Annotated in this window: 15 protein-coding genes, 1 tRNA gene and 2 pseudogenes; 7 read left to right on the top strand and 11 right to left on the bottom strand. The window is 58.1% G+C overall.

The features are described 5' to 3' along the window. Positions 1–55 precede the first annotated feature (55 nt). The gene (locus JFU47_RS27155) at positions 56–256 is read left to right on the top strand and encodes a hypothetical protein (protein ID WP_095128607.1); all 201 of its coding nucleotides are present in this window, start codon (positions 56–58) and stop codon (positions 254–256) included. Here JFU47_RS27155 and JFU47_RS27150 read toward each other — a convergent pair. Continuing rightward, positions 253–483 carry a hypothetical protein gene (locus JFU47_RS27150; protein WP_140679657.1) on the bottom strand — a complete coding sequence of 77 codons (231 nt, stop codon included), beginning with the start codon at positions 481–483 and terminating at the stop codon, positions 253–255. The genes JFU47_RS27155 and JFU47_RS27150 overlap by 4 nt on opposite strands. 228 nt (positions 484–711) lie before the next feature. On the opposite strand from JFU47_RS27150, the gene JFU47_RS27145 reads away from it, so the two are divergent. Beyond that, positions 712–787: transfer RNA gene (locus JFU47_RS27145), tRNA-Asn, on the top strand. Positions 788–978: 191 nt separating this feature from the next. Here the strand turns inward: JFU47_RS27145 and JFU47_RS27140 are convergent. After that, positions 979–2,496 carry a nucleobase:cation symporter-2 family protein gene (locus JFU47_RS27140; RefSeq protein ID WP_201186965.1) on the bottom strand — a complete coding sequence of 506 codons (1,518 nt, stop codon included), beginning with the start codon at positions 2,494–2,496 and terminating at the stop codon, positions 979–981. Positions 2,497–2,790: 294 nt separating this feature from the next. On the opposite strand from JFU47_RS27140, the gene JFU47_RS27135 reads away from it, so the two are divergent. Next, positions 2,791–3,276: a hypothetical protein gene (locus JFU47_RS27135; RefSeq protein ID WP_201186963.1), complete on the top strand. Its 486-nt coding sequence runs from the start codon at positions 2,791–2,793 to the stop codon at positions 3,274–3,276. A 21-nt stretch (positions 3,277–3,297) separates the two neighbouring features. Here JFU47_RS27135 and JFU47_RS27130 read toward each other — a convergent pair whose 3' ends face one another. The 3 genes from JFU47_RS27130 to JFU47_RS27120 all read right to left on the bottom strand — a co-directional run bounded on the left by JFU47_RS27130 (position 3,298) and on the right by JFU47_RS27120 (position 7,702). After that, positions 3,298–4,125: an arylamine N-acetyltransferase family protein gene (locus tag JFU47_RS27130; RefSeq protein ID WP_201186961.1), complete on the bottom strand. Its 828-nt coding sequence runs from the start codon at positions 4,123–4,125 to the stop codon at positions 3,298–3,300. A gap of 112 nt (positions 4,126–4,237) precedes the next feature. Beyond that, the gene (gene xth, locus JFU47_RS27125) at positions 4,238–5,032 is read right to left on the bottom strand and encodes an exodeoxyribonuclease III (protein WP_201186959.1); all 795 of its coding nucleotides are present in this window, start codon (positions 5,030–5,032) and stop codon (positions 4,238–4,240) included. Positions 5,033–5,131: 99 nt separating this feature from the next. Then, the gene (locus JFU47_RS27120) at positions 5,132–7,702 is read right to left on the bottom strand and encodes a bifunctional diguanylate cyclase/phosphodiesterase (protein ID WP_201186957.1); all 2,571 of its coding nucleotides are present in this window, start codon (positions 7,700–7,702) and stop codon (positions 5,132–5,134) included. Between the two features lie 268 nt (positions 7,703–7,970). Between JFU47_RS27120 and JFU47_RS27115 the strand changes: the two genes are divergently transcribed. Then, positions 7,971–8,453: an HIT family protein gene (locus JFU47_RS27115; protein WP_201186955.1), complete on the top strand. Its 483-nt coding sequence runs from the start codon at positions 7,971–7,973 to the stop codon at positions 8,451–8,453. 59 nt (positions 8,454–8,512) lie between these two features. Continuing rightward, a complete protein-coding gene (locus JFU47_RS27110) occupies positions 8,513–8,851 on the top strand; it encodes a hypothetical protein (RefSeq protein ID WP_201186954.1) in 339 nt (112 codons plus the stop codon). 32 nt (positions 8,852–8,883) lie between these two features. On the opposite strand, the gene JFU47_RS27105 is transcribed toward JFU47_RS27110, so the two are convergent. The 3 genes and pseudogenes from JFU47_RS27105 to JFU47_RS27095 form a co-directional block, all read right to left on the bottom strand. Further along, positions 8,884–10,290: a DUF1254 domain-containing protein gene (locus tag JFU47_RS27105; RefSeq protein WP_201186952.1), complete on the bottom strand. Its 1,407-nt coding sequence runs from the start codon at positions 10,288–10,290 to the stop codon at positions 8,884–8,886. A gap of 143 nt (positions 10,291–10,433) precedes the next feature. Beyond that, a complete protein-coding gene (locus JFU47_RS27100) occupies positions 10,434–12,005 on the bottom strand; it encodes a sensor domain-containing diguanylate cyclase (protein WP_201186950.1) in 1,572 nt (523 codons plus the stop codon). 65 nt (positions 12,006–12,070) lie between these two features. Further along, positions 12,071–12,569 (bottom strand): annotated as a pseudogene (locus JFU47_RS27095) (class II aldolase/adducin family protein). A gap of 74 nt (positions 12,570–12,643) precedes the next feature. On the opposite strand from JFU47_RS27095, the pseudogene JFU47_RS27090 reads away from it, so the two are divergent. Next, positions 12,644–13,333, top strand: a pseudogene (locus JFU47_RS27090) (LysR substrate-binding domain-containing protein); the annotation flags it as partial. A 51-nt stretch (positions 13,334–13,384) separates the two neighbouring features. Here the strand turns inward: JFU47_RS27090 and JFU47_RS27085 are convergent. From JFU47_RS27085 to JFU47_RS27075, 3 genes are all read right to left on the bottom strand, one after another. Beyond that, positions 13,385–13,780: a hypothetical protein gene (locus JFU47_RS27085; RefSeq protein WP_140679671.1), complete on the bottom strand. Its 396-nt coding sequence runs from the start codon at positions 13,778–13,780 to the stop codon at positions 13,385–13,387. A 164-nt stretch (positions 13,781–13,944) separates the two neighbouring features. Further along, positions 13,945–14,736 (bottom strand): lipopolysaccharide biosynthesis protein, encoded by a 792-nt coding sequence (locus JFU47_RS27080; RefSeq protein WP_242485161.1) that lies wholly within the window; start codon positions 14,734–14,736, stop codon positions 13,945–13,947. 194 nt (positions 14,737–14,930) lie between these two features. Continuing rightward, positions 14,931–16,688, bottom strand: coding sequence for a L,D-transpeptidase family protein (locus JFU47_RS27075; RefSeq protein WP_201186943.1), 1,758 nt, complete (start codon positions 16,686–16,688; stop codon positions 14,931–14,933). 81 nt (positions 16,689–16,769) lie between these two features. Here JFU47_RS27075 and JFU47_RS27070 point away from each other — a divergent pair, with 81 nt between their 5' ends. Then, a complete protein-coding gene (locus tag JFU47_RS27070; protein ID WP_201186941.1) occupies positions 16,770–17,474 on the top strand; it encodes a murein L,D-transpeptidase catalytic domain family protein in 705 nt (234 codons plus the stop codon). Positions 17,475–17,548 lie beyond the last annotated feature (74 nt).

The raw sequence follows: 17,548 nt of genomic DNA, 5'->3' as shown, positions 1-17,548 counted from the left end.
CGCACCGTCGCTCCCACAGGTTTTGAGTACACCCCGAATTCTTACGAGAACCCACATGAAAAACGATGACCTACGCGCCGACCGCGATGAGCTGGACCACTTCGTGCCTCGCACCCCGGCCAAACGCAGTAACAACCTGGTGATGCAAGTCGCTGCCGGCGTGTTTCTCGGCGGCCTGGCCTTGTGGCTGGTGCAGCTGGCCGCAACGATGCTGTACGCCAAACTGATGCTCGCCACCGTCACCTTCGGCGGTTAGGCCAGTTCGGTTGCACGCTGGCTGGCGGCGTCGTCATAAGCGACATAGAGCGACTCGGCAATCTGACTCTTGATCGCCTTGGCACTTTCCAGGCCCAGAACAAAACCTTCGGCCTTGCCACCGGCACGGTTCAGATCCTCGACTGTGCTGGCCTGCGTGATTGCGTCGAACAGTTTTTCGGCGTGAGGGCCGACGCCTTTGGGCAGGCTGATTTGAGCGATGCTCATGCGAACACCCCGTTGGTGTGAGGTGTAAGGATTGAATGATTCATGGCGCGTACCTGTTTCGGCGAATGGCCGGTAGCGCGTGTGACCACTTCCGGGCGGCCATGGTAGACCTCTGAGGCGATTCTGGTAACCGCCCACGGTCGATAAACCACCGTCCGTCCCAATGAACCCGTCAAATTGCTAACAGGCGCTTGACTTCTCTTTTTGAATCAGTAACATACACGCCATTCCGCGATAGCTCAGTTGGTAGAGCAAGTGACTGTTAATCACTGGGTCCCTGGTTCGAGTCCAGGTCGTGGAGCCAGACAGCAATATCGAAAAGCCCCTGAATCGAAAGGTTCAGGGGCTTTTTTGTGGCTTTTCATAAAGTCAAAAGATCGCAGCCTGCGGCAGCTCCTACAGAATTTGTGTTCGCCCGATGATTTACGGGGGACGCGATTCCCAATGTAGGAGCTGCCGCAGGCTGCGATCTTTTGATCCTCCAGCTATAAACCGTCAGACATGCTCACTGCTTTTCGCATGCACCGAGCGCGGTTCTCCCTGTCCATGGTCCGCCTCCACCACCGGAATCTCATTCCCGTCGCAGTCACGCAGTTTGCCTTCGCTGAAATAATCCCCTTCGCGCAACGCTGCCAGATCCTGATAACGCAGAACGCGTTCAGTGCCAGCCGCGAACACCGACTGCTGATCGGAGTTACCGGCAGTGAGGTGGTTGAAGGTCAGGTTCAGCACGATCGCCATGATCGCCGAGGAGCTGATGCCCGAGTGGAAGATCGTGGCGAACCAGCTGGGGAAGTGGTCGTAGAAGCTCGGCGCAGCGATAGGGATCATGCCGAAGCCGATGGAGGTGGCGACGATGATCAGGTTGACGTTATTGCGGTAATCGACCTTGGACAGCGTACGAATACCGCTGGCCGCCACGGTGCCGAACAGCACGATACCGGCGCCGCCGAGGACAGAAGTCGGTACAGCGGCGATGACGCGCCCCATAAACGGCAGCAAACCGAGGATCACCAGAAACAAACCGCCGGTAGCCACCACGAAGCGGCTCTTGATCCCGGTCACCGCCACCAGCCCGACGTTCTGGGCGAAGGCACTTTGGGTAAAGGAGCCGAAGATCGGCGCAATCATGCTCGACAGCATGTCGGCGCGCAGGCCGTTGCCCAGGCGTTTGGAGTCGACCTTGGTGCCGATGATTTCACCCACCGCCAGGATGTCGGCCGAGGTTTCCACCAGGGTCACCATCACCACGATGCACATCGACAGGATCGCGGCGAAGTGGAAGGTCGGCATGCCGAAATGGAAGGGTGTCGGGAAACCGAACATCGGGCCCTGGGTGACGGACGAGAAATCCGCCATGCCAAGGAACACCGCGATCACCGTGCCGATAACCATCGCCAGCAGGATAGACAAGCGGGAGATGGTCGCGCTGCCGATCTTGCTCAACAGCAGAACCAGCACCAGCGTCACCGCCGCCAGACCGATGTTCGCCATGCTGCCGAAGTCCGGGGCATGGCTGTTGCCGCCCATGGCCCAACGTGCAGCCACTGGCATCAGCGTCAGGCCGATGGTGGTGATCACAATGCCCGTGACCAGCGGCGGGAAAAACTTGGTGATTCGAGAGAACACCGGTGTGATCAGCAGGCCGATCAACGACGCGGCAATCACCGCTCCGAGAATCGATTGAAACCCGCCCTCCCCGCCACTGCTGACAATCGCCACCATCGTCGCGACACCAGAGAACGACACGCCCTGTACCAGCGGCAATTGGCAGCCGAAAAACGGTAAGCCCAGGGTTTGCAGCAATGTCGCCAGCCCCCCTGCAAACAATGAAGCAGCAATCAACAAACCAATGTCCGCTGGCGAGAGCCCGGCCGCCTGGCCGACGATCAAAGGCACCGCGACGATGCCGCCGTACATGGTCAGAACGTGTTGCAGGCCGTAAGCCATATTCGCGCCGATCCCGAGATTTTCGTCCTCAGGCCGTGGGTGTGAAACATGGGGCGTTTTCATGGTTGGGGGGTTCCCTGGTTTTTGTTATGCGCACACTGTATGCAAGACTCAGGACAAATGTCTATAGAGTTGTATACAACTAATCAGTCAGATGATGGACACATGGCCATTCCACACCAGAGACTTGCGCCGCACCCTCCCTGATAAACTCTCTCGCTCCGCCCCCTGGCGGACAATTACGGACATGGAAGCCGCCACCTTGAAGCCAAAACCTCCCGGCAACATGACGCAAGGCAAGACGTGCACTACCTTGATATTGGTACGCTCTCACTGAGACCACGATAGGAAATCGACATGAACAAGGCTGACCAACTCGCCGCGAAACTGAAGCAAACCCAGCAGTCCAGCGTCGACGCGACACTCTGCGCCGATCAGCAGATAGACGGCTGGCCTGCGCAGGTTTACGAGCTCTACCACCTCATCGAAGCCTGGCTGGCGCCGCTCAGCGAAGCCGGGCTGAACATTCGGCGAGTGCCGACGCACGTCTTCGAGCGTCATTCTGACGGGGCGACCTACGACTACGCCATCGACCAGTTACTGATTGAAGGCAACCACCACAGCATCACCTTCGACCCCATCGCTCGTTTCACTGAGGATGGTGCCGGGCGGGTCGAGATCCGCACCCAAGGAAAAGCACTCTCGATGCTGCGAACCGTGAGCGAACACGGCGAGACACAATGGTGGCTGCAGGCGATCGATCAATCCGGGCAACAACCGGATGCGATCGCCATGACCGAAGACACTCTGCTTTCGGTGGTGCAAGAGGGGCTGGAGCTGTGAGGCTCAGGGGCGAAATGCGACTCAGGGTTGTTGAATCAGCCCTTCAATAACCCGGCGCAACGCCGCCTCCCGCGGCACTCGAATGTCGAATTCGCTGCGCAACAAACCCATCAATTCATCCACATCAGTCACCTGCCGCCGTTCAGTCTCACTGCCGATCCGATGAATCGCAAAACTGCCGTTGTTCAGCGTGCGGCGCCACCCTTCGCCGGTGCGCGCCACCATCAACTGTCTGGCGAACGACGATTCCGGATGGGTCGAGACATACCAGTTGCCGACGGCGTAATCGATGTCTTCCTGGCGCTGCAAGTCGAAAATGTACATCGCACGCCATTCGCCGCCGACGTTGGCGCGCAGGGTGTAACCATCCTCGTGCTGCTCGATGCGATAGGGTTCGTGAGGTGTGAGCTGTTCATCCGGGGTATCAAGCATCAGCGGTGCGGTGGGCACCATGCCGCCGAAGCCGACGTCGGTGATGTAGCGCACGCCGTCCAGGGTTACCAGGCTCAAGCGGTGTGTACGGGCAGTCCACGCGCCTTCGGGTTGGCCCATGACCACTCGGCCTGAGATGCCGCAAGCATCGAAGCCCAGTGCCTGGAGCAAGGCCAGGAACAGGTTGTTGAGTTCGTAGCAGTAACCGCCGCGGCCATCGTACAGGACCTTTTGCTCGATGGACGGCAGGTCGATGAGCACCGGCTGGCCCGACAACGTGCTGAGGTTTTCGAACGGGAAGGCGCCGGTGTGGCGCAGTTGGAGTTGACGCAGGGTTTCCAGGGTCGGCGCCGGAGGCGCGTCGAAGCCCAGGCGCCGCAGGTACAACGCAAGATTGCTCAGCTGTGGCTCGCTCATTGCTCAGTCCTTATGCAGGGGGCCGCGGATTTCTCCACCGATGGGCGCCATGTATAAGGGATAAAGCGGCTCGACTGACAATTGATTTAGCCAATCGCCACACACTTCAATCTCAACGCCGCTTGCGCGAACTCAACCGAATCCACGTCGGTGCATGATCACTCGCGTGGGGCTCGTTGCGAACCCAGGCATCGACTCCGGCCTCCTGCAGATAAGGGCTCAGCGCCGGGTTAAGCAACAGATGATCGATGCGCAGCCCTGAGTTTTTTTGCCAGTGCTGGCGAAAATAATCCCAGAAGGTATAGAGCCGATCCTCTGGATACAGATGGCGCAAGGCATCGATCCAGCCCTGGGCCAGCAGGCGCTGATAACACTCGCGGCTTTCAGGTTGCAGCAACGCATCCTTCAGCCAGGATCGCGGGTTGTAGATGTCCAGGTCGGTGGGCACCACGTTGTAGTCACCGGCCAGGACCACGGGATGCTCACTGGCCTGAAGCGACTGCGCGTAGTGGATCAGCCGTTCGAACCACGCCAGCTTGTAATCGAACTTCGGCCCCGGTTGCGGATTGCCATTGGGCAGGTACAGGCAGCCCACCAGAATCCCGTGCACGGCGGCCTCCAGATACCGGCTATGGGTGTCGCTGTCATCACCGGGCAGGCCTCGACGACTCTCCAGCGGCTGAGCATCCCGCGCCAGAATCGCCACGCCGTTCCACGAAGACTGACCTTGCCAGATCGCGCCGTAGCCAGCGGCCTCAAGCTCGGCGGCGGGGAAAGCACTGTCGACCGACTTGAGTTCCTGCAAACACGCAATGTCCGGTTGCTCTCGCGCAAGCCAGGCCAGCAAGTTCGGCAGTCGGGCGCGCATGCCGTTGACGTTGAATGTCGCGATTTTCAGGTTCTTCATGTTCCAACGCTCGTAACGCAGGGTCGATATCCAGTTGTGACCGGGGGTGCGCCCCGGCAGTTGCCTCTATGAGCGAGAGAGGCGACTAAAGGCACGTCCCTACACTGGAAACTCGTCATGCGACGCCTTGAGCAATGGCAGTAACGCCTGCTTTTCCATAGGCCGACTCAAGTAAAAACCCTGCACCTCATTGCACTGGTCCGAGACCAGAAAGTCCAGTTGCTCCAGGGTCTCGACGCCCTCTGCCGTCACGGTCAGGCCCATGGCTTTGCCCAGGTTGATGATCGCCTGCACCACGGCGCGGTCATTGCCGCCGCCGCTCATGGACGAGATGAAACGCTTGTCGATCTTGATCCCGTCGAACGGGTACGTGCGCAAGTAACCCAGGGACGAATAGCCGGTCCCGAAGTCGTCCATGTTCAACCGCACGCCCAGTTCCTTGAGCGCATTCATGGTCGCCAACGCGCCATCCACATCGATGAGCATCACGTTTTCGGTGATTTCCAGCTCCAGACGACTGGCCGGCAAACGGCTCTGGATCAATGCCTCCCTGACGTCCTCCACCACATCACTGCGGGCAAATTGAACAGGCGACAAATTGACCGACACCATCAACGCACCGGGCCAGGTCAGGGCCGTTTCACAGGCTTCGCGCAACACCCAGCGCCCCAAAGGCACGATCAGATCAGTCTGCTCGGCCAAAGGGATAAACTCGTCGGGGCTCAGCAACCCCTGTTCCGGATGCTGCCAGCGCAGCAACGCTTCTACCGAAACCACCTGCTTGCCGCCCATGTTGTAGCGTGGCTGGTAATGCATCACGAACTCGTGGTTCTTGATCGCCCGGCGCAGGTCGTTTTCCAATTGTCGGCGGTGCTGGATCTGATCGTTCATGTGCGGCGCAAAGTAACACCAGGTCTTCTTGCCGTCGGATTTAGCCTGATACAGCGCAATGTCGGCACACCGGATCAGTTCATTGGGAATGTGCCCCTGACGCCGACTCAAGGCGACACCGATGCTCGCGCCGATGTGCAGCGTGTGATGCTCGTAATGAATCGGCTGCTGCAGGCTCTCGAGCAAACGTTCGCAGAACCGGTCGATTTCGGCGTGGCTGTCCATGCCGTTGAGCACCAGCACAAACTCATCACCACCGAGCCGGGCGACCAGATCGATGTCCCGCGTGCACTCGCGCAATCGGGTGGCCACTTCCAGCAGTACGGCGTCGCCGGCCGGGTGGCCAAGGGAATCGTTGATCGGCTTGAAGTTATCCAGATCGATCATCAACAACGCCAGCGCCGCCGAATGCTCTTTCTGCGCCAGGGCCTCGTCGAGAAAACGCGCCAGTTTGTTGCGATTCGGCAGCCCCGTCAGGGCATCGTGCAACGACAGGTGCTGGATCTGGGCATGGGCGGCGACTTCATCGGTGATGTCGCTGGCCGTTCCGCGATAGCCCAGCACCGCGCCCTTGCGATGGATCGGTCGTGCCGAAACCCGGCAAATACGTTGTTGCCCCGACTGATCGCGATAGGAGCAGCGCAAATGGCTGACCGGTTGTTCTTCATTGAGCTTATGCAGCCACAGCGACAAGGGGATCGTCTCGCAATTGAGCAGTTGCCCGATGTCCTGCCCGATCCATTGCTGATCGGAAAAACCGGTGACGGTGGCGAAACGTCCTGACAGATAAGAGATGCAATGTTTGTCGTCGATTTCCCAGATCCAATCGGAAGCGGCCTCAGCCACGGCACGAAAACGCTCTTCACTGGCCTCCAGCGCCTGGTTCGATAAATCGAGGCTGGTGTAGCTGGCATCCACGTGCCCGGACGTGCGCAAGACATACCGGAAGAAATAAGCCGTTAACAACGCCAGCACCAACAGCGCGCCGCCCAATGGCGGCAGCAGCGACCAGAGTAACTGGTGACCCGGTTGCTCAAGTCGGGAAACCAGGCTGTAGCCGGTGTCCGCCAGTGCCACGACTGGCCTGCCGGGCGAAATGGTGTCATCAGGCGCCAGGTTTAAATCATGCAAACCGTAATCGGCGCTCAGGGCGCTGAGCTTGTCAGGGCTTAATTGGTCGACGAACACCAGCACCGAGGTGCTTTGGGGATCGACCGCTGGCCTTTCGTCATTGGGGACGATCGCGGCGGCCGTCAGCAATGCCGGCTTGCCCTCGAACAGCGTGAACTGGCTGACGGGATCAATGAGGCTTTCCTGACGCTGAACTGCCTCTATCAGCGTCGCCATCGATGCCGAAAGATAGGTGGTCGCAGCTTCCTGCACCTGAAGCCCGCGCACCACTGCGTATTTGGTTTGCTGATGATCGACCACGAAGACGCCATCATAGTGATCGATGCTGAACAAGGTTTTGCCCAGGTTCTGCTCGACGTAGGCCCATTGCACATCGACCGTGCCGTTCAAATGGTCGTAGGCGCTCGTCCAGTTTGCATAACTGGCGATGTAGCTTTTCGAGGCGGTGATGCGATTTTCCAGCGCACGCTGGGTGTAGAAAGTGGTCTTGGCCAGGTCCTGGGCGTCCAGTCTCCCGGCAATGTTGAACAAGGCCAACAGGGCGATCAGCACACCCAGAACAAACAGCAAGCCGACGGCAAACACCAGGTTACGGGTTATCGGCGTATGACGGGGAGCGACGACGGTGGTAACAGCGTTCATGTCCATGCACTTGATCCTGTCAATCGATTGCCTGATCGGGATGCGACGCTCGAAATGCTTTTTTACCTGGGCACTCGCCGAACGTTCACTGACCATAGCAGCCATGCTGGGCCCTGGCGCCTGGATAACGCAAGCCATTGCAGCAATTGAAGAACCGTTGACACAGCCATTGCCAATCGACGGCCGTAGCCCTGTAGTTGCACGCATCACCCGCGTACTCCCGACGGGGTACGTCGCCATCGTTTGTTATCGCGCAAGAAAAGGAAGTCATGACATGCCCCTCATCCCCCAGCACTTGATCCTCCATGAAACCGAACACTGGATCGTCAACCACCGCCTCAACTCGGCATTGCCTGGTTACGTCATGCTCGGCGCCCGAGCGAACGTCAGCGCGCTCCACGAACTGCCCGAACGCGCACTCGCCGAACTCGGCCCGCTGCTGGCGAAAACACAACGGATTGTCGAAACGTTGTTCAAACCCAAACGGCTGTACATCGGGCGTTACGGACATGAGCCCGGCCATCCGATTCACTTTCATGTGATACCGATTTACGACTGGGTCGAGGATTTGTTCTGGCAGGATGAACGCTACAGAGTGCTAGAGACCTTCTCATCCCCCAACCCGGAAAGCATCACCGACGGTGCCGAGCTGACGCTGTTTGTATGGCGTGAGTTTTGCGAACGGCCTGATCCGCCGACTGCACCGGGAATGACAGTAGAAGCAGCGATCAGCCACCTGCGCGAGGCCTTCGCCTGAAACCCGCGCCCGGCCCTTCACACCAACATCAGGTAACGACTCATCTTTGGAGACGCACCATGATGAGCATCAAAATGACTTCCCTGTTACTGACTGGCGTGCTGTCCGCCCTGTCCGTCGGCATTTTTGCAGCCTCAGCCGATGGCGCTGATGCGACCGGCACCCAATCGGGTTCAATCGGCGGCTCGACAATGGCGCCCAACAATAACCCTGGCCAACCCTCGAGCGACCATAACGCTGAGGGCGGCAATAGCGGATCGGGCTCGTCGGGTGGCGCAAATGCTGGCAATGCTGGGAACAGCGGCTCAGGCGCGGGGGGTGGCACGGGCGCGGCGGGCGGTGGAACGGGCGGTGCCGGCGGCGGGACGGGCAGCTGGACGCGTAAAAGCAGCCGATGATCGTCGACTGCCTTGGGGGCTGAAGCGTGGGACTAGGCGGGCTTGACCGGTGGCGGGCTCCACTTGCCGTTCAAAACCTCGGGCTTGGGCCCATACAAACGCATGGTCAGGTTGAACCCGCCCTTCGGTGCCGGCAGCCAATTGGCTTCAAGTTCCTTGCCGGGATTTTCGTGCTGGAGGTAGATGTCCAGCGAACCGTCGGCGTTAGTCTTGAACGGCATCCAGCTACTGAGTGCAAAGCGGTTGAGCGCATTGCCGACCTGGAAACCCTCGGGGTCGTACAAGGTGATCGACCAGAAAGCGTTTACCGGCGGCGTTTCACCCTTGTCGAAATGCAGCACGTACTTGTTCGCTCCATCGAGTGGCTTGCCTTCGACATCGCCAATGTTCAGCGGATAAATCGCATCCTCCGGCAAGTTGGCGCCGAGCCCGAGTTGCGTGACGATCGCCCGCTTGAGGTAGTAGTTGCCGTAGACGCCCATGGTGTCGGTGTTCATTGACCAGCCGTTGACCACGCGAGCGAGGGTTGGAACCTTCCACGTCATCAGCGCCTGCGCGTCCTCGGGCACGCTCTGAAGCGCAGTTTTGATTTCAGGGTCCAGCGCATCCATGTTGAAGGATTTTCCGGGTTCGATACCGATACGCTTCATCTGCGCCAGGATCGGCTGATCGGTGATGTGCGCGGGGTGCACTTTGAGCAGTTCGGCGGCGTAGGCAAAGTAGTTCGCCGCCGACATTGAGTCGACCTGGATTTTTGGCGGGGTCTTCATGTCCACGACAGGGTCAATGTTCACGCTGACCGGCTCGGGGCTTTTACCCAGTCGGGACAACGGTGTCACGGTGTAGCCAGCCTGGATTTTGTGCACGGCCGCGTAGTCCGCAGCGCCATCGGTCTTGGTGCGGCCAATAACCCAGACAAAGGGTGTAGGCGCCGGCAGATGGTTCAGTCCGGCAGGCACCGTCCCGGTCCAGCCCGGCGGTGTCACCAGAAACTGCCCCGCTTGAGTGCCCGTGGTGCGCCAGCCCGGTGAGGCGAATACATCGGTCCACATGTCGAGCATCGGCAGCAAGTAAAAACGCCCGGCCGTATCGGGCGCTGCGATCACCAGCGGTTCTTTGGTCAAATCCAGCCAGGCAATGGAATACAAGGTGTCGAAATTCGAGCGCACCACCCCTTTGAAATCGGCAGGTGGATACTGCGGAACACTGACAAACATATTCATCGGACCTTTACCGAATTCCTTGCCCGGTTCGATGTTGGTGAATTGCTTGCGGGTGATGTCCATGGTCAACAGCGGATAAAAATACACATAGGCATCCACGCCGATGGCGTGTGCTTCTTCGGCTGTGACTTTCGATTGAGCGTGGCCCGCGAGCGGGAAGATGGCGCAGGCTGCAACGGTTAGAGCAACGGCTGTCAATGCTTGAGTAATCAACATTCTGACGATCATCCGTGCGGTGGGGAGACCTGCCGGGATCGGCAGCGTTACCGCAACTCTAGACGATCAATTGAAGAGAATCTGACAGGCAGACAGCCGGCTGGTCGGGGTGTTGCGCGGGTGAAACACCCTCTCGAGACACCTCAACGATCCGAACGCAGCAGTGCCTCGACACCGCCCTCCATCGACAGCACCGCCGAGCGGTTTCGCCCCGAATGCTTGGCTTGATACAGCGCCGCATCCGCACGTTCGATGAACACTTCCATGCTGTCCCGCCCCGTCGGCACAAACGAATAACAACCCAGACTGACCGTCACGAAGCCCGACGGTGAACCGCTATGGATGATGTTCTTGTCCATGACGCTGCGGCGGATCTGCTCGGCAATCACCATCGCGCCATGAATGTCGGTGTCGGGCAGCAATACCGCAAATTCCTCACCGCCATACCGCACGGCCAAATCGGCTTTTCGATGGCAGCACCCCTTCACCGCCCGCGCCACTTCAGCCAGGCAATGGTCCCCCGCCACGTGGCCGTAAGCGTCGTTGTAGCGCTTGAAGTAATCGATATCGAGCATGATCAGGCTCAGCGAACTCGACTGCCGGGCGCCTCGGCCGAACTCGATGTCCAGCGCTCCCTCGAACAGCCGGCGATTGCCCAGGCCGGTCAGGCTGTCGTGGGTCGCGATCAGCTTCAGCGCTTCCTTTGCCTTGCGCAAATCCGCCTCGACCTGTTCGCCGACACGCACCTGATAAAGGAACATCCAACCGAACAGCCCCACGCCCAATACCACCAGGGCAACGATGACTGTGGAGCGAAATGCCGTGTCGTACCAATCCTTGAGAATCGATTCCCTGGACGAGGCGGCAGACACGACCACAGGATAAGAGTCGAGCTGACGGTAGCCATGCAACCGCACAACCCCATCGACCAGCGAGCTGAACATCGCGTTACCGGAAGGCGCGTTGGGCAGCAATTTCTCGAAGATCTCGCTCTTGGCCAGTGATGTGCCAATCTGCGACTCCACAAACGGCCGTCGCGCCAGCAGCGTTCCGTCGGTCAATCCCAAAAACATCGAACCGTCGTCATCAATGCTGAAGCTTTTGAAGAACTGATCGAAGTACGCCATCTTGATACCGGCCAACAAGACGCCCTGGAAATTGCCATTCTTGTCGTTCACACGCTTGGATACCGGAATGATCCACTCGCCATTTTCCCGACTGCGAATTGCCGGCCCGATGTGCGCCAGGGAGGAGACGTTCTGCTGGTGGAACTTGAAATAATCGCGATCCGCCACACCTGGTCCGCGTGGCAGGTCGTCGAAAGAGGTAACGACCCACTGCCCCTTTTGGTCGAACAGAAATATCCCGTGCAATTGATTCAGCGCCCGCACCCGTCGGGCGAACGTTTTCTGCAAGCGTGCCTTTTGGGGCGCGCCGAAACCGTCAGCCTGAATCCAGTCGGTCAGACTGGTCAGCACCAGATCGGCTTGCATGAAGGTGTCTTCGGCCTGCTGCGCCATGGCCCGCGCCAGGTTTGATGACGCCACTTGCGCCAATGCCAGGTCATGCCGGCGCGATTGCTCCAGTTGCAGGTAAAGCAAACCGCACAGGCTCAGGCACACGACCGCGATAAACAGCACCGCGGCCTTGCGCAGAGGTAATCGTTTCAACGTGACGCCGGTGGCGTTGGACGGATCGTGAAGAGGGATAGGCAAAAGCTCGTCCTGTAAGGGTAAGGCATGGGTAACACCCCAAAACCCTTATTTTTTGTGAGCTTAGTCTACGAGGGGGTATGGGGCAAATGTCCTTTGGCTAGCCGCCGCATTGCACTGTGCAAATGCGCCCGAGCACTTTCTGCATCCCCCAGGCGCATTTGCTCATAGGCCCGCTGGGCAATCTCATGGGGCACCGGCTTGAGTTCGCGCTGGGTCGCCCACTTTCACCCTCGGCAGCTGTTTGTGCAGTCGCGCGTGGATATAGAACGCGGTCGCTTCCGGCAGCCCTTCGCCCACCACGACGCTGCCGTGAAAATCGCAGACCAGCAGGTTGTCAGCGGTGACCTCTTCGAACGCGTAGCCGTAGGGGTTCACAAAAAACAGATCATCGCGGCCTGGCACCATGGCGGAAAAATGGTTACAGATGCCCTCCTCCAATCCGTAAAGCGCCGCCAGTTGAAAGCACGCTGCCAATTCCGTGCGAGCGGTGATGACGGCCTCCGAATCGAGATTCAGATCGGCGTAACGCGAGGGACGGGAACTGCCTGCAAGGGTATGTGCCATGACGACTCCGTGTTTTACCAGCCAAGGGATGTGAACAAGGGCACGACCTGATCCAGCGTGCTTAATATCGCATCGATCGGACCGGGCAGAACGTCAGTGTCACCGAGCATGGCGAACTGCTGATTCACTATGCCCGGCGCTTGCTGGCGCTGTCCTCGGAGGCGGTTGAAGCATTGGCCAGTGACCTCGATCTGGAGATCCTGCGCATTGGCGTACCGGAGGATTTCGACGCCAGGCGCCTGGCAGTCATTCTCGCCGGCTTCAATCGGGCCAGACCTGAAGCGCGCCTGGAAACCATCAGCGGCATGAGCGCCGATCTCAAACAGAAACTGAGCGCGGGCGCCCTCGACATTGCATTGGTCAAGCGCGAACCGGACAGCGGGCCGTGCTGGGCAGCCTGGCCGGAAGTGTTGGTGTGGGTCAAAGGTGCAGGCGTGGATTCAGCCAACGGGGTATTGCCATTGGCGCTGTTCCCGCAGGGCTGCATTTACCGTCAACGGGCCATTCGCCTGCTGGATGTGGCTCAGCGGCCCTGGCGGGTTGCGTTTGGCAGTCATAGCCTGACGGGCATTCAGGCGGCGATGGCTTCAGGTCTGGGCGTATCGGTGCTGCCCGCTTCGGCGGTATTACCTGAGCACAGCGTGTGCACCGACCTGCCCGAATTGCCGCCGACGGAGTTGGCGTTGATCAGCCGCGAGGGAGCACTGACCGGGTTGCAACGGGCGTTGGTGGAGTTTTTGCGGGACGAGCTGGGACAGGCATGATCACAAAGAATGGGCGTACCGCGAACGCCCATTCCTTCACGAGCATCACCATCAAGGCGTGAGCTTCAAATGCCCGTTGACTCTCCCATTCTTTGGGTCGACGAACCAATACTCATTATTGGCGACCTTCACTTGGCTGCATTCGGTTGGATACCCTTTTGCTTCGATACAAATAACGCCGTCTTTCAATGTCCACTTTTCTTTTTCGGGTTTGTAAGGCGCCATCTCGAACATCTCTACTCCGTTTGGAGCAAAACTCATTGAGTACGGATGACTGCCTTCTCGGGTGGTGCCATAGAACTTCTTGCCCACTAGCGTGCTGGTGATTTGCCCATCGTCAAGCGTTACCGCTGATGCAGGTACCGGTGGTGGTTCATAGTTGCTAGTAGTGACGCAGCCTGCCAGACACACCATCAGGATCAACGCGCCGAACTTTAATAAAGTCATGCCACACCTTCCTTGTAAGTTCCGGAAGAATGCCCGGATAAATCAAAGCTTAGGCGACGCTGATTTGGGATCCGACGCAGGTGCCGAACGGTTGACGGTCACTCAGTTACAAACAAAAAATGGGCGCCCCGAGGGCGCCCATTTGAATAAAGCACGAACAACCTTTAGATCAACTTGTCGATCTCATCTAACGTCACTCGGGGAATGAGCTCAACCGGAATCCTTGAATCACTGGACAGGTTGTAGACCTGAAAATCATCATCCACGACGTACTTCGACAAGATCTCGAACGACGGCAGGATTCTCGTATAAAAATGCTGATCGAGCAGGCATGGCGACGCTAACGTGTCGGCCTCTTCGTAAAAACGACTCACAGACTGATTCAAGTCGACGCCTACCAAAAACACCTTGGTAAAGCCCACGTGATAGGCAATCTGCACAGCCAGATAAGCCACCGTACGGGCATCAAAAAAACCGCGTTTAAGGTTCTTGCTGAAACCAAGGGTTCTATTGCGGCCATTTCCGAGTTTGCGACTTCTGATGAGTTCTTTATCGGTCCTGAAAACCAGGTCCGTCCAGGAGAGTTTGGGTGCTCGGCCGAGTAAATACAGTTCGCCCTCAGGCGCTACCGTCGTATGCCAGATGTGCTCTTGCCACAATGCAACCCGCTGACTGATGCGCATGGCCTCTGAAAACAGTTCGGGTTGCTGTCGGGAAAAGCCTTGATCCGTACAGGCATAAAAGAACGGCTTGATACCTGTCCCGGAGAACATGGAAATGGCACCGTTCATCGTGATCATCGGAACGTCTGCAAACTTTTCCAGCGGAAAATCTTTAGCGGACGCCCCCGAGGCAATGATAAACACGGCACCTTTTTGGATGTTGCGGCACTCATCGAGGTCATGCCCATCAAGCATACCTGTGTTGAGTAACGGTTTTTTTTGCGCAACATCCATCTTCAATTTCCAATCCTTTCACATCGATAATCAGTGACTATTTTGCATTGTGATAGTTTTCAACGGGCGAGCCAACCTTTTGGCTTCGCCAACCCCTGAATCTGCGACGGAGCGCAAAGGTTGACGCAGAGCGCTTGCATCGCTGGTGCATCGATGACCTGCCCGTTACATACGGATAGCAGGTCCCGCTTCCTTCACGGCCATTGCCGGTTTTGCCCCGTCGCGACAGCAGAAGTTCCTGCTCGTCGCACATCCAGAACAGGCAGTTCCGAAGGCAGATTCAACCCCCGCAATACCGCGGAATCGTACCCGTATACATCGGGTTTAAACATCACTCGACCATCGTTACTCAGGTCCACCGTCCAGTAAGCCAACAGCACCGGCACCTTGACGGGAAGCCTGATGTTTTCGGTCTTGCCGTTCGCCAGTTGAGCCTGTATCCCGGCGCTGTTCCAACGAACCGGGTCGTTGAACAGTAGCTCTACCAACTGCAGCGGGTTCTCCACCCGTATGCAGCCTGAACTGGTGGCACGGCGCGATTGCGCAAACAACTCGCGATGCGGCGTGTCGTGGAGGTAAATCGAATATTCATTGGGAAACCGAATGGCCACCTGCCCGAGCGAGCCGTCCGGGCCTGCATCCTGTCGTAGCGTGATACCGCGCGCATTACTCCAGTCGACGGTCGCTGGATCGAGCACATTCCCCTCTCGATCAAGCGCTCTTATCCGGTTGGCCGCAAGGTAGCCGGGATCTCTTTGAATCTTCGGCAGCAAATCTTTGACGAGGATCGTCGGTGGCACGGTCCAGGTGGGGTTGAACGTTACGTAAGTAATCTCGGATTGAAACACCGGCGTACTGCGGAACGGCTTACCGACCTGAACCCGCGAACGCCATATTGCCTTACCGTCGCGATAAAGCGCCACCTTGTAACCCGCAATATCAACGATGACAAAAGTGCCCTGAAGTTTGTACAGCAACCAACGCGCGCGCTCCATGTTCACCCGAACCTGGTCTATCCGCGCCTCTACGGGCACATTCAACGCAGCCAATGTCGCGGCCCCCGCCACGCCATCCGCCCCCAGGTATTGCTCGGTTTGATACTTTTTCACCGCCGCAGCGACGCTGTCGTCGTAATCAGTGCGTTGCTTCTTTGATGGGGCCAGATAACCGCCTGCCACCAACCGTGCTCGCAACTGCGCGACAGAGGCATCGTCCATACCTGGCTTGAGCGATTGGCCTTCGGCAATCTTCGGCCAGCCGCCAGCATCCCGAACCTTGCGCAGTTGCGCCAGACCCACGCGCAGGCTGCGATAAACCGCCTCTTGTGGCGGCGCTTGAGCAAAGGCGCGTGCAACGTCATGAGCATCGAGCGCAGCGAACAGGTTGTTCATGTCTCCACGAGGATCGGCGCCGACGGGGTCGAAGTTCCAATGGATGTCCAGACGCGAAGGGTCAACCTTGCCGCGCCGTAATTGCAGCAGCGCCGTGATAAAGGTCCGGGTCGCCGCGATATCGAACGCCGCCCGTTGCGCCACCGTCGGCTCCGCTGCCTGCATCGACGCTCTGGCGTTCGCCAACTCATCAATATGAAAGTCCGCAGGGTCCAACCCATCGGCCTGGGTCTCGCTCAGGCTTTTCAATAACTGGATGACATCGCTGTCGTTCGCCCAAGCCGAGCGATAACCCCGATGCATGTAAAAATCCATGACCACGCGACTCGGATCCACCCGACGATAGCTACGGGAAGTGAGCAAGGGTGGAAACGATGAACTCAATGGCTCAAGTGCCGCCTGAATCGTTTGAGCGACGTAATCGTCAGGTGCTGCGCCAGTTCTGCTGATGACTGCAGATACTGCCTCAATCGGCGAAGTTTCTGCAATAGCCGCGCCGCTGATCAGAAAGCCCATAAAAAAGATGCGGCTTATGACGAATAACCTTGTTAATTGCCCCATGGATAATCCTTAATCGCCCCGTATTCAACGGCTAGCATCCTGCGCACTGCTAGACTCGAAACATTAATGTGAGACTTACATATGGCACTAGACCGCTTTGGTTTCCTATTCACGGCCTTGCTGCTGACGTTAGTTTCGGTACCGGCAGCCTACGCCGATTCGCTTGAAGCCGCGCTGCTCAAAGCAGCACCAGGCGCCAACGCCAAAGTCATCGGGCTGGCCGTACGCGCTACCCAATGCAGCTTGGCCCAAGGTAAAGCACCTGTCCAAAGACTTGCTGTCATCGACTACTCACTGCCTTCGACCGAACAACGGTTGTGGGTGTTCGATCTGAAGAAACGCAAATTACTGTTCCACGAGCTGGTTGCCCATGGTCGCAACAGCGGCGAGAACATGGCGGTCAAGTTCTCCAACCAGAATGAAAGCTTTGCTACCAGCCTCGGCTTGTACCGCACCCAGTCGAGCTATGTCGGCCAGAACGGTTATTCCTTGCGCATGGAAGGTCTGGAGCCGGGCTTCAATGACAACGCATTTGAGCGGGCGATCGTTATTCACGGGGCGCCCTATGTCAGTCCGGTTCTTGCCCGAGCGAATGGCCGGATCGGTAGAAGCCTGGGTTGTCCGGCTGTGCGGCCGGCGATTGCGCATAAGTTGATTGATTCGATGAAAGATGGGCAGTTGTTGTTTTCTTACTATCCGGATCAGCGCTGGTTGAAGTCGTCTTCGTATATCAATTGCGGTAGCGGCACTGTTGCCGCAGCGTCAACGCCCAATACACGCCAATAGTCACAGTTTGAACCTGTCAAAACTGTAATCTGCGCCTCAGCCTGCTGAAAGGCACCGGCCGTTAGCCTCGTCGT

Origin of the sequence: Pseudomonas sp. TH39(2020) (genome assembly GCF_016650715.1) — a bacterium.
Lineage (GTDB): Bacteria > Pseudomonadota > Gammaproteobacteria > Pseudomonadales > Pseudomonadaceae > Aquipseudomonas > Aquipseudomonas mandelii_C.
The sequence above is the reverse complement of the archived record's forward strand: the minus strand, read 5'-3'. Positions and strand labels throughout refer to the sequence as shown.

What these genes read in the sequence shown, in the direction of transcription:
- JFU47_RS27120 (WP_201186957.1), bottom strand. Translation starts at nt 7,702, where the DNA reads ATGGACATGAACGCTGTTACCACCGTCGTCGCTCCCCGTCATACGCCG.
- JFU47_RS27130 (WP_201186961.1), bottom strand. Translation starts at nt 4,125, where the DNA reads ATGAGCGAGCCACAGCTGAGCAATCTTGCGTTGTACCTGCGGCGCCTG.
- JFU47_RS27080 (WP_242485161.1), bottom strand. Translation starts at nt 14,736, where the DNA reads ATGGATGTTGCGCAAAAAAAACCGTTACTCAACACAGGTATGCTTGAT.
- JFU47_RS27070 (WP_201186941.1), top strand. Translation starts at nt 16,770, where the DNA reads ATGGCACTAGACCGCTTTGGTTTCCTATTCACGGCCTTGCTGCTGACG.
- JFU47_RS27140 (WP_201186965.1), bottom strand. Translation starts at nt 2,496, where the DNA reads ATGAAAACGCCCCATGTTTCACACCCACGGCCTGAGGACGAAAATCTC.
- JFU47_RS27150 (WP_140679657.1), bottom strand. Translation starts at nt 483, where the DNA reads ATGAGCATCGCTCAAATCAGCCTGCCCAAAGGCGTCGGCCCTCACGCC.
- JFU47_RS27155 (WP_095128607.1), top strand. Translation starts at nt 56, where the DNA reads ATGAAAAACGATGACCTACGCGCCGACCGCGATGAGCTGGACCACTTC.
- JFU47_RS27135 (WP_201186963.1), top strand. Translation starts at nt 2,791, where the DNA reads ATGAACAAGGCTGACCAACTCGCCGCGAAACTGAAGCAAACCCAGCAG.
- JFU47_RS27110 (WP_201186954.1), top strand. Translation starts at nt 8,513, where the DNA reads ATGATGAGCATCAAAATGACTTCCCTGTTACTGACTGGCGTGCTGTCC.
- xth (WP_201186959.1), bottom strand. Translation starts at nt 5,032, where the DNA reads ATGAAGAACCTGAAAATCGCGACATTCAACGTCAACGGCATGCGCGCC.
- JFU47_RS27105 (WP_201186952.1), bottom strand. Translation starts at nt 10,290, where the DNA reads ATGTTGATTACTCAAGCATTGACAGCCGTTGCTCTAACCGTTGCAGCC.
- JFU47_RS27115 (WP_201186955.1), top strand. Translation starts at nt 7,971, where the DNA reads ATGCCCCTCATCCCCCAGCACTTGATCCTCCATGAAACCGAACACTGG.
- JFU47_RS27085 (WP_140679671.1), bottom strand. Translation starts at nt 13,780, where the DNA reads ATGACTTTATTAAAGTTCGGCGCGTTGATCCTGATGGTGTGTCTGGCA.
- JFU47_RS27075 (WP_201186943.1), bottom strand. Translation starts at nt 16,688, where the DNA reads ATGGGGCAATTAACAAGGTTATTCGTCATAAGCCGCATCTTTTTTATG.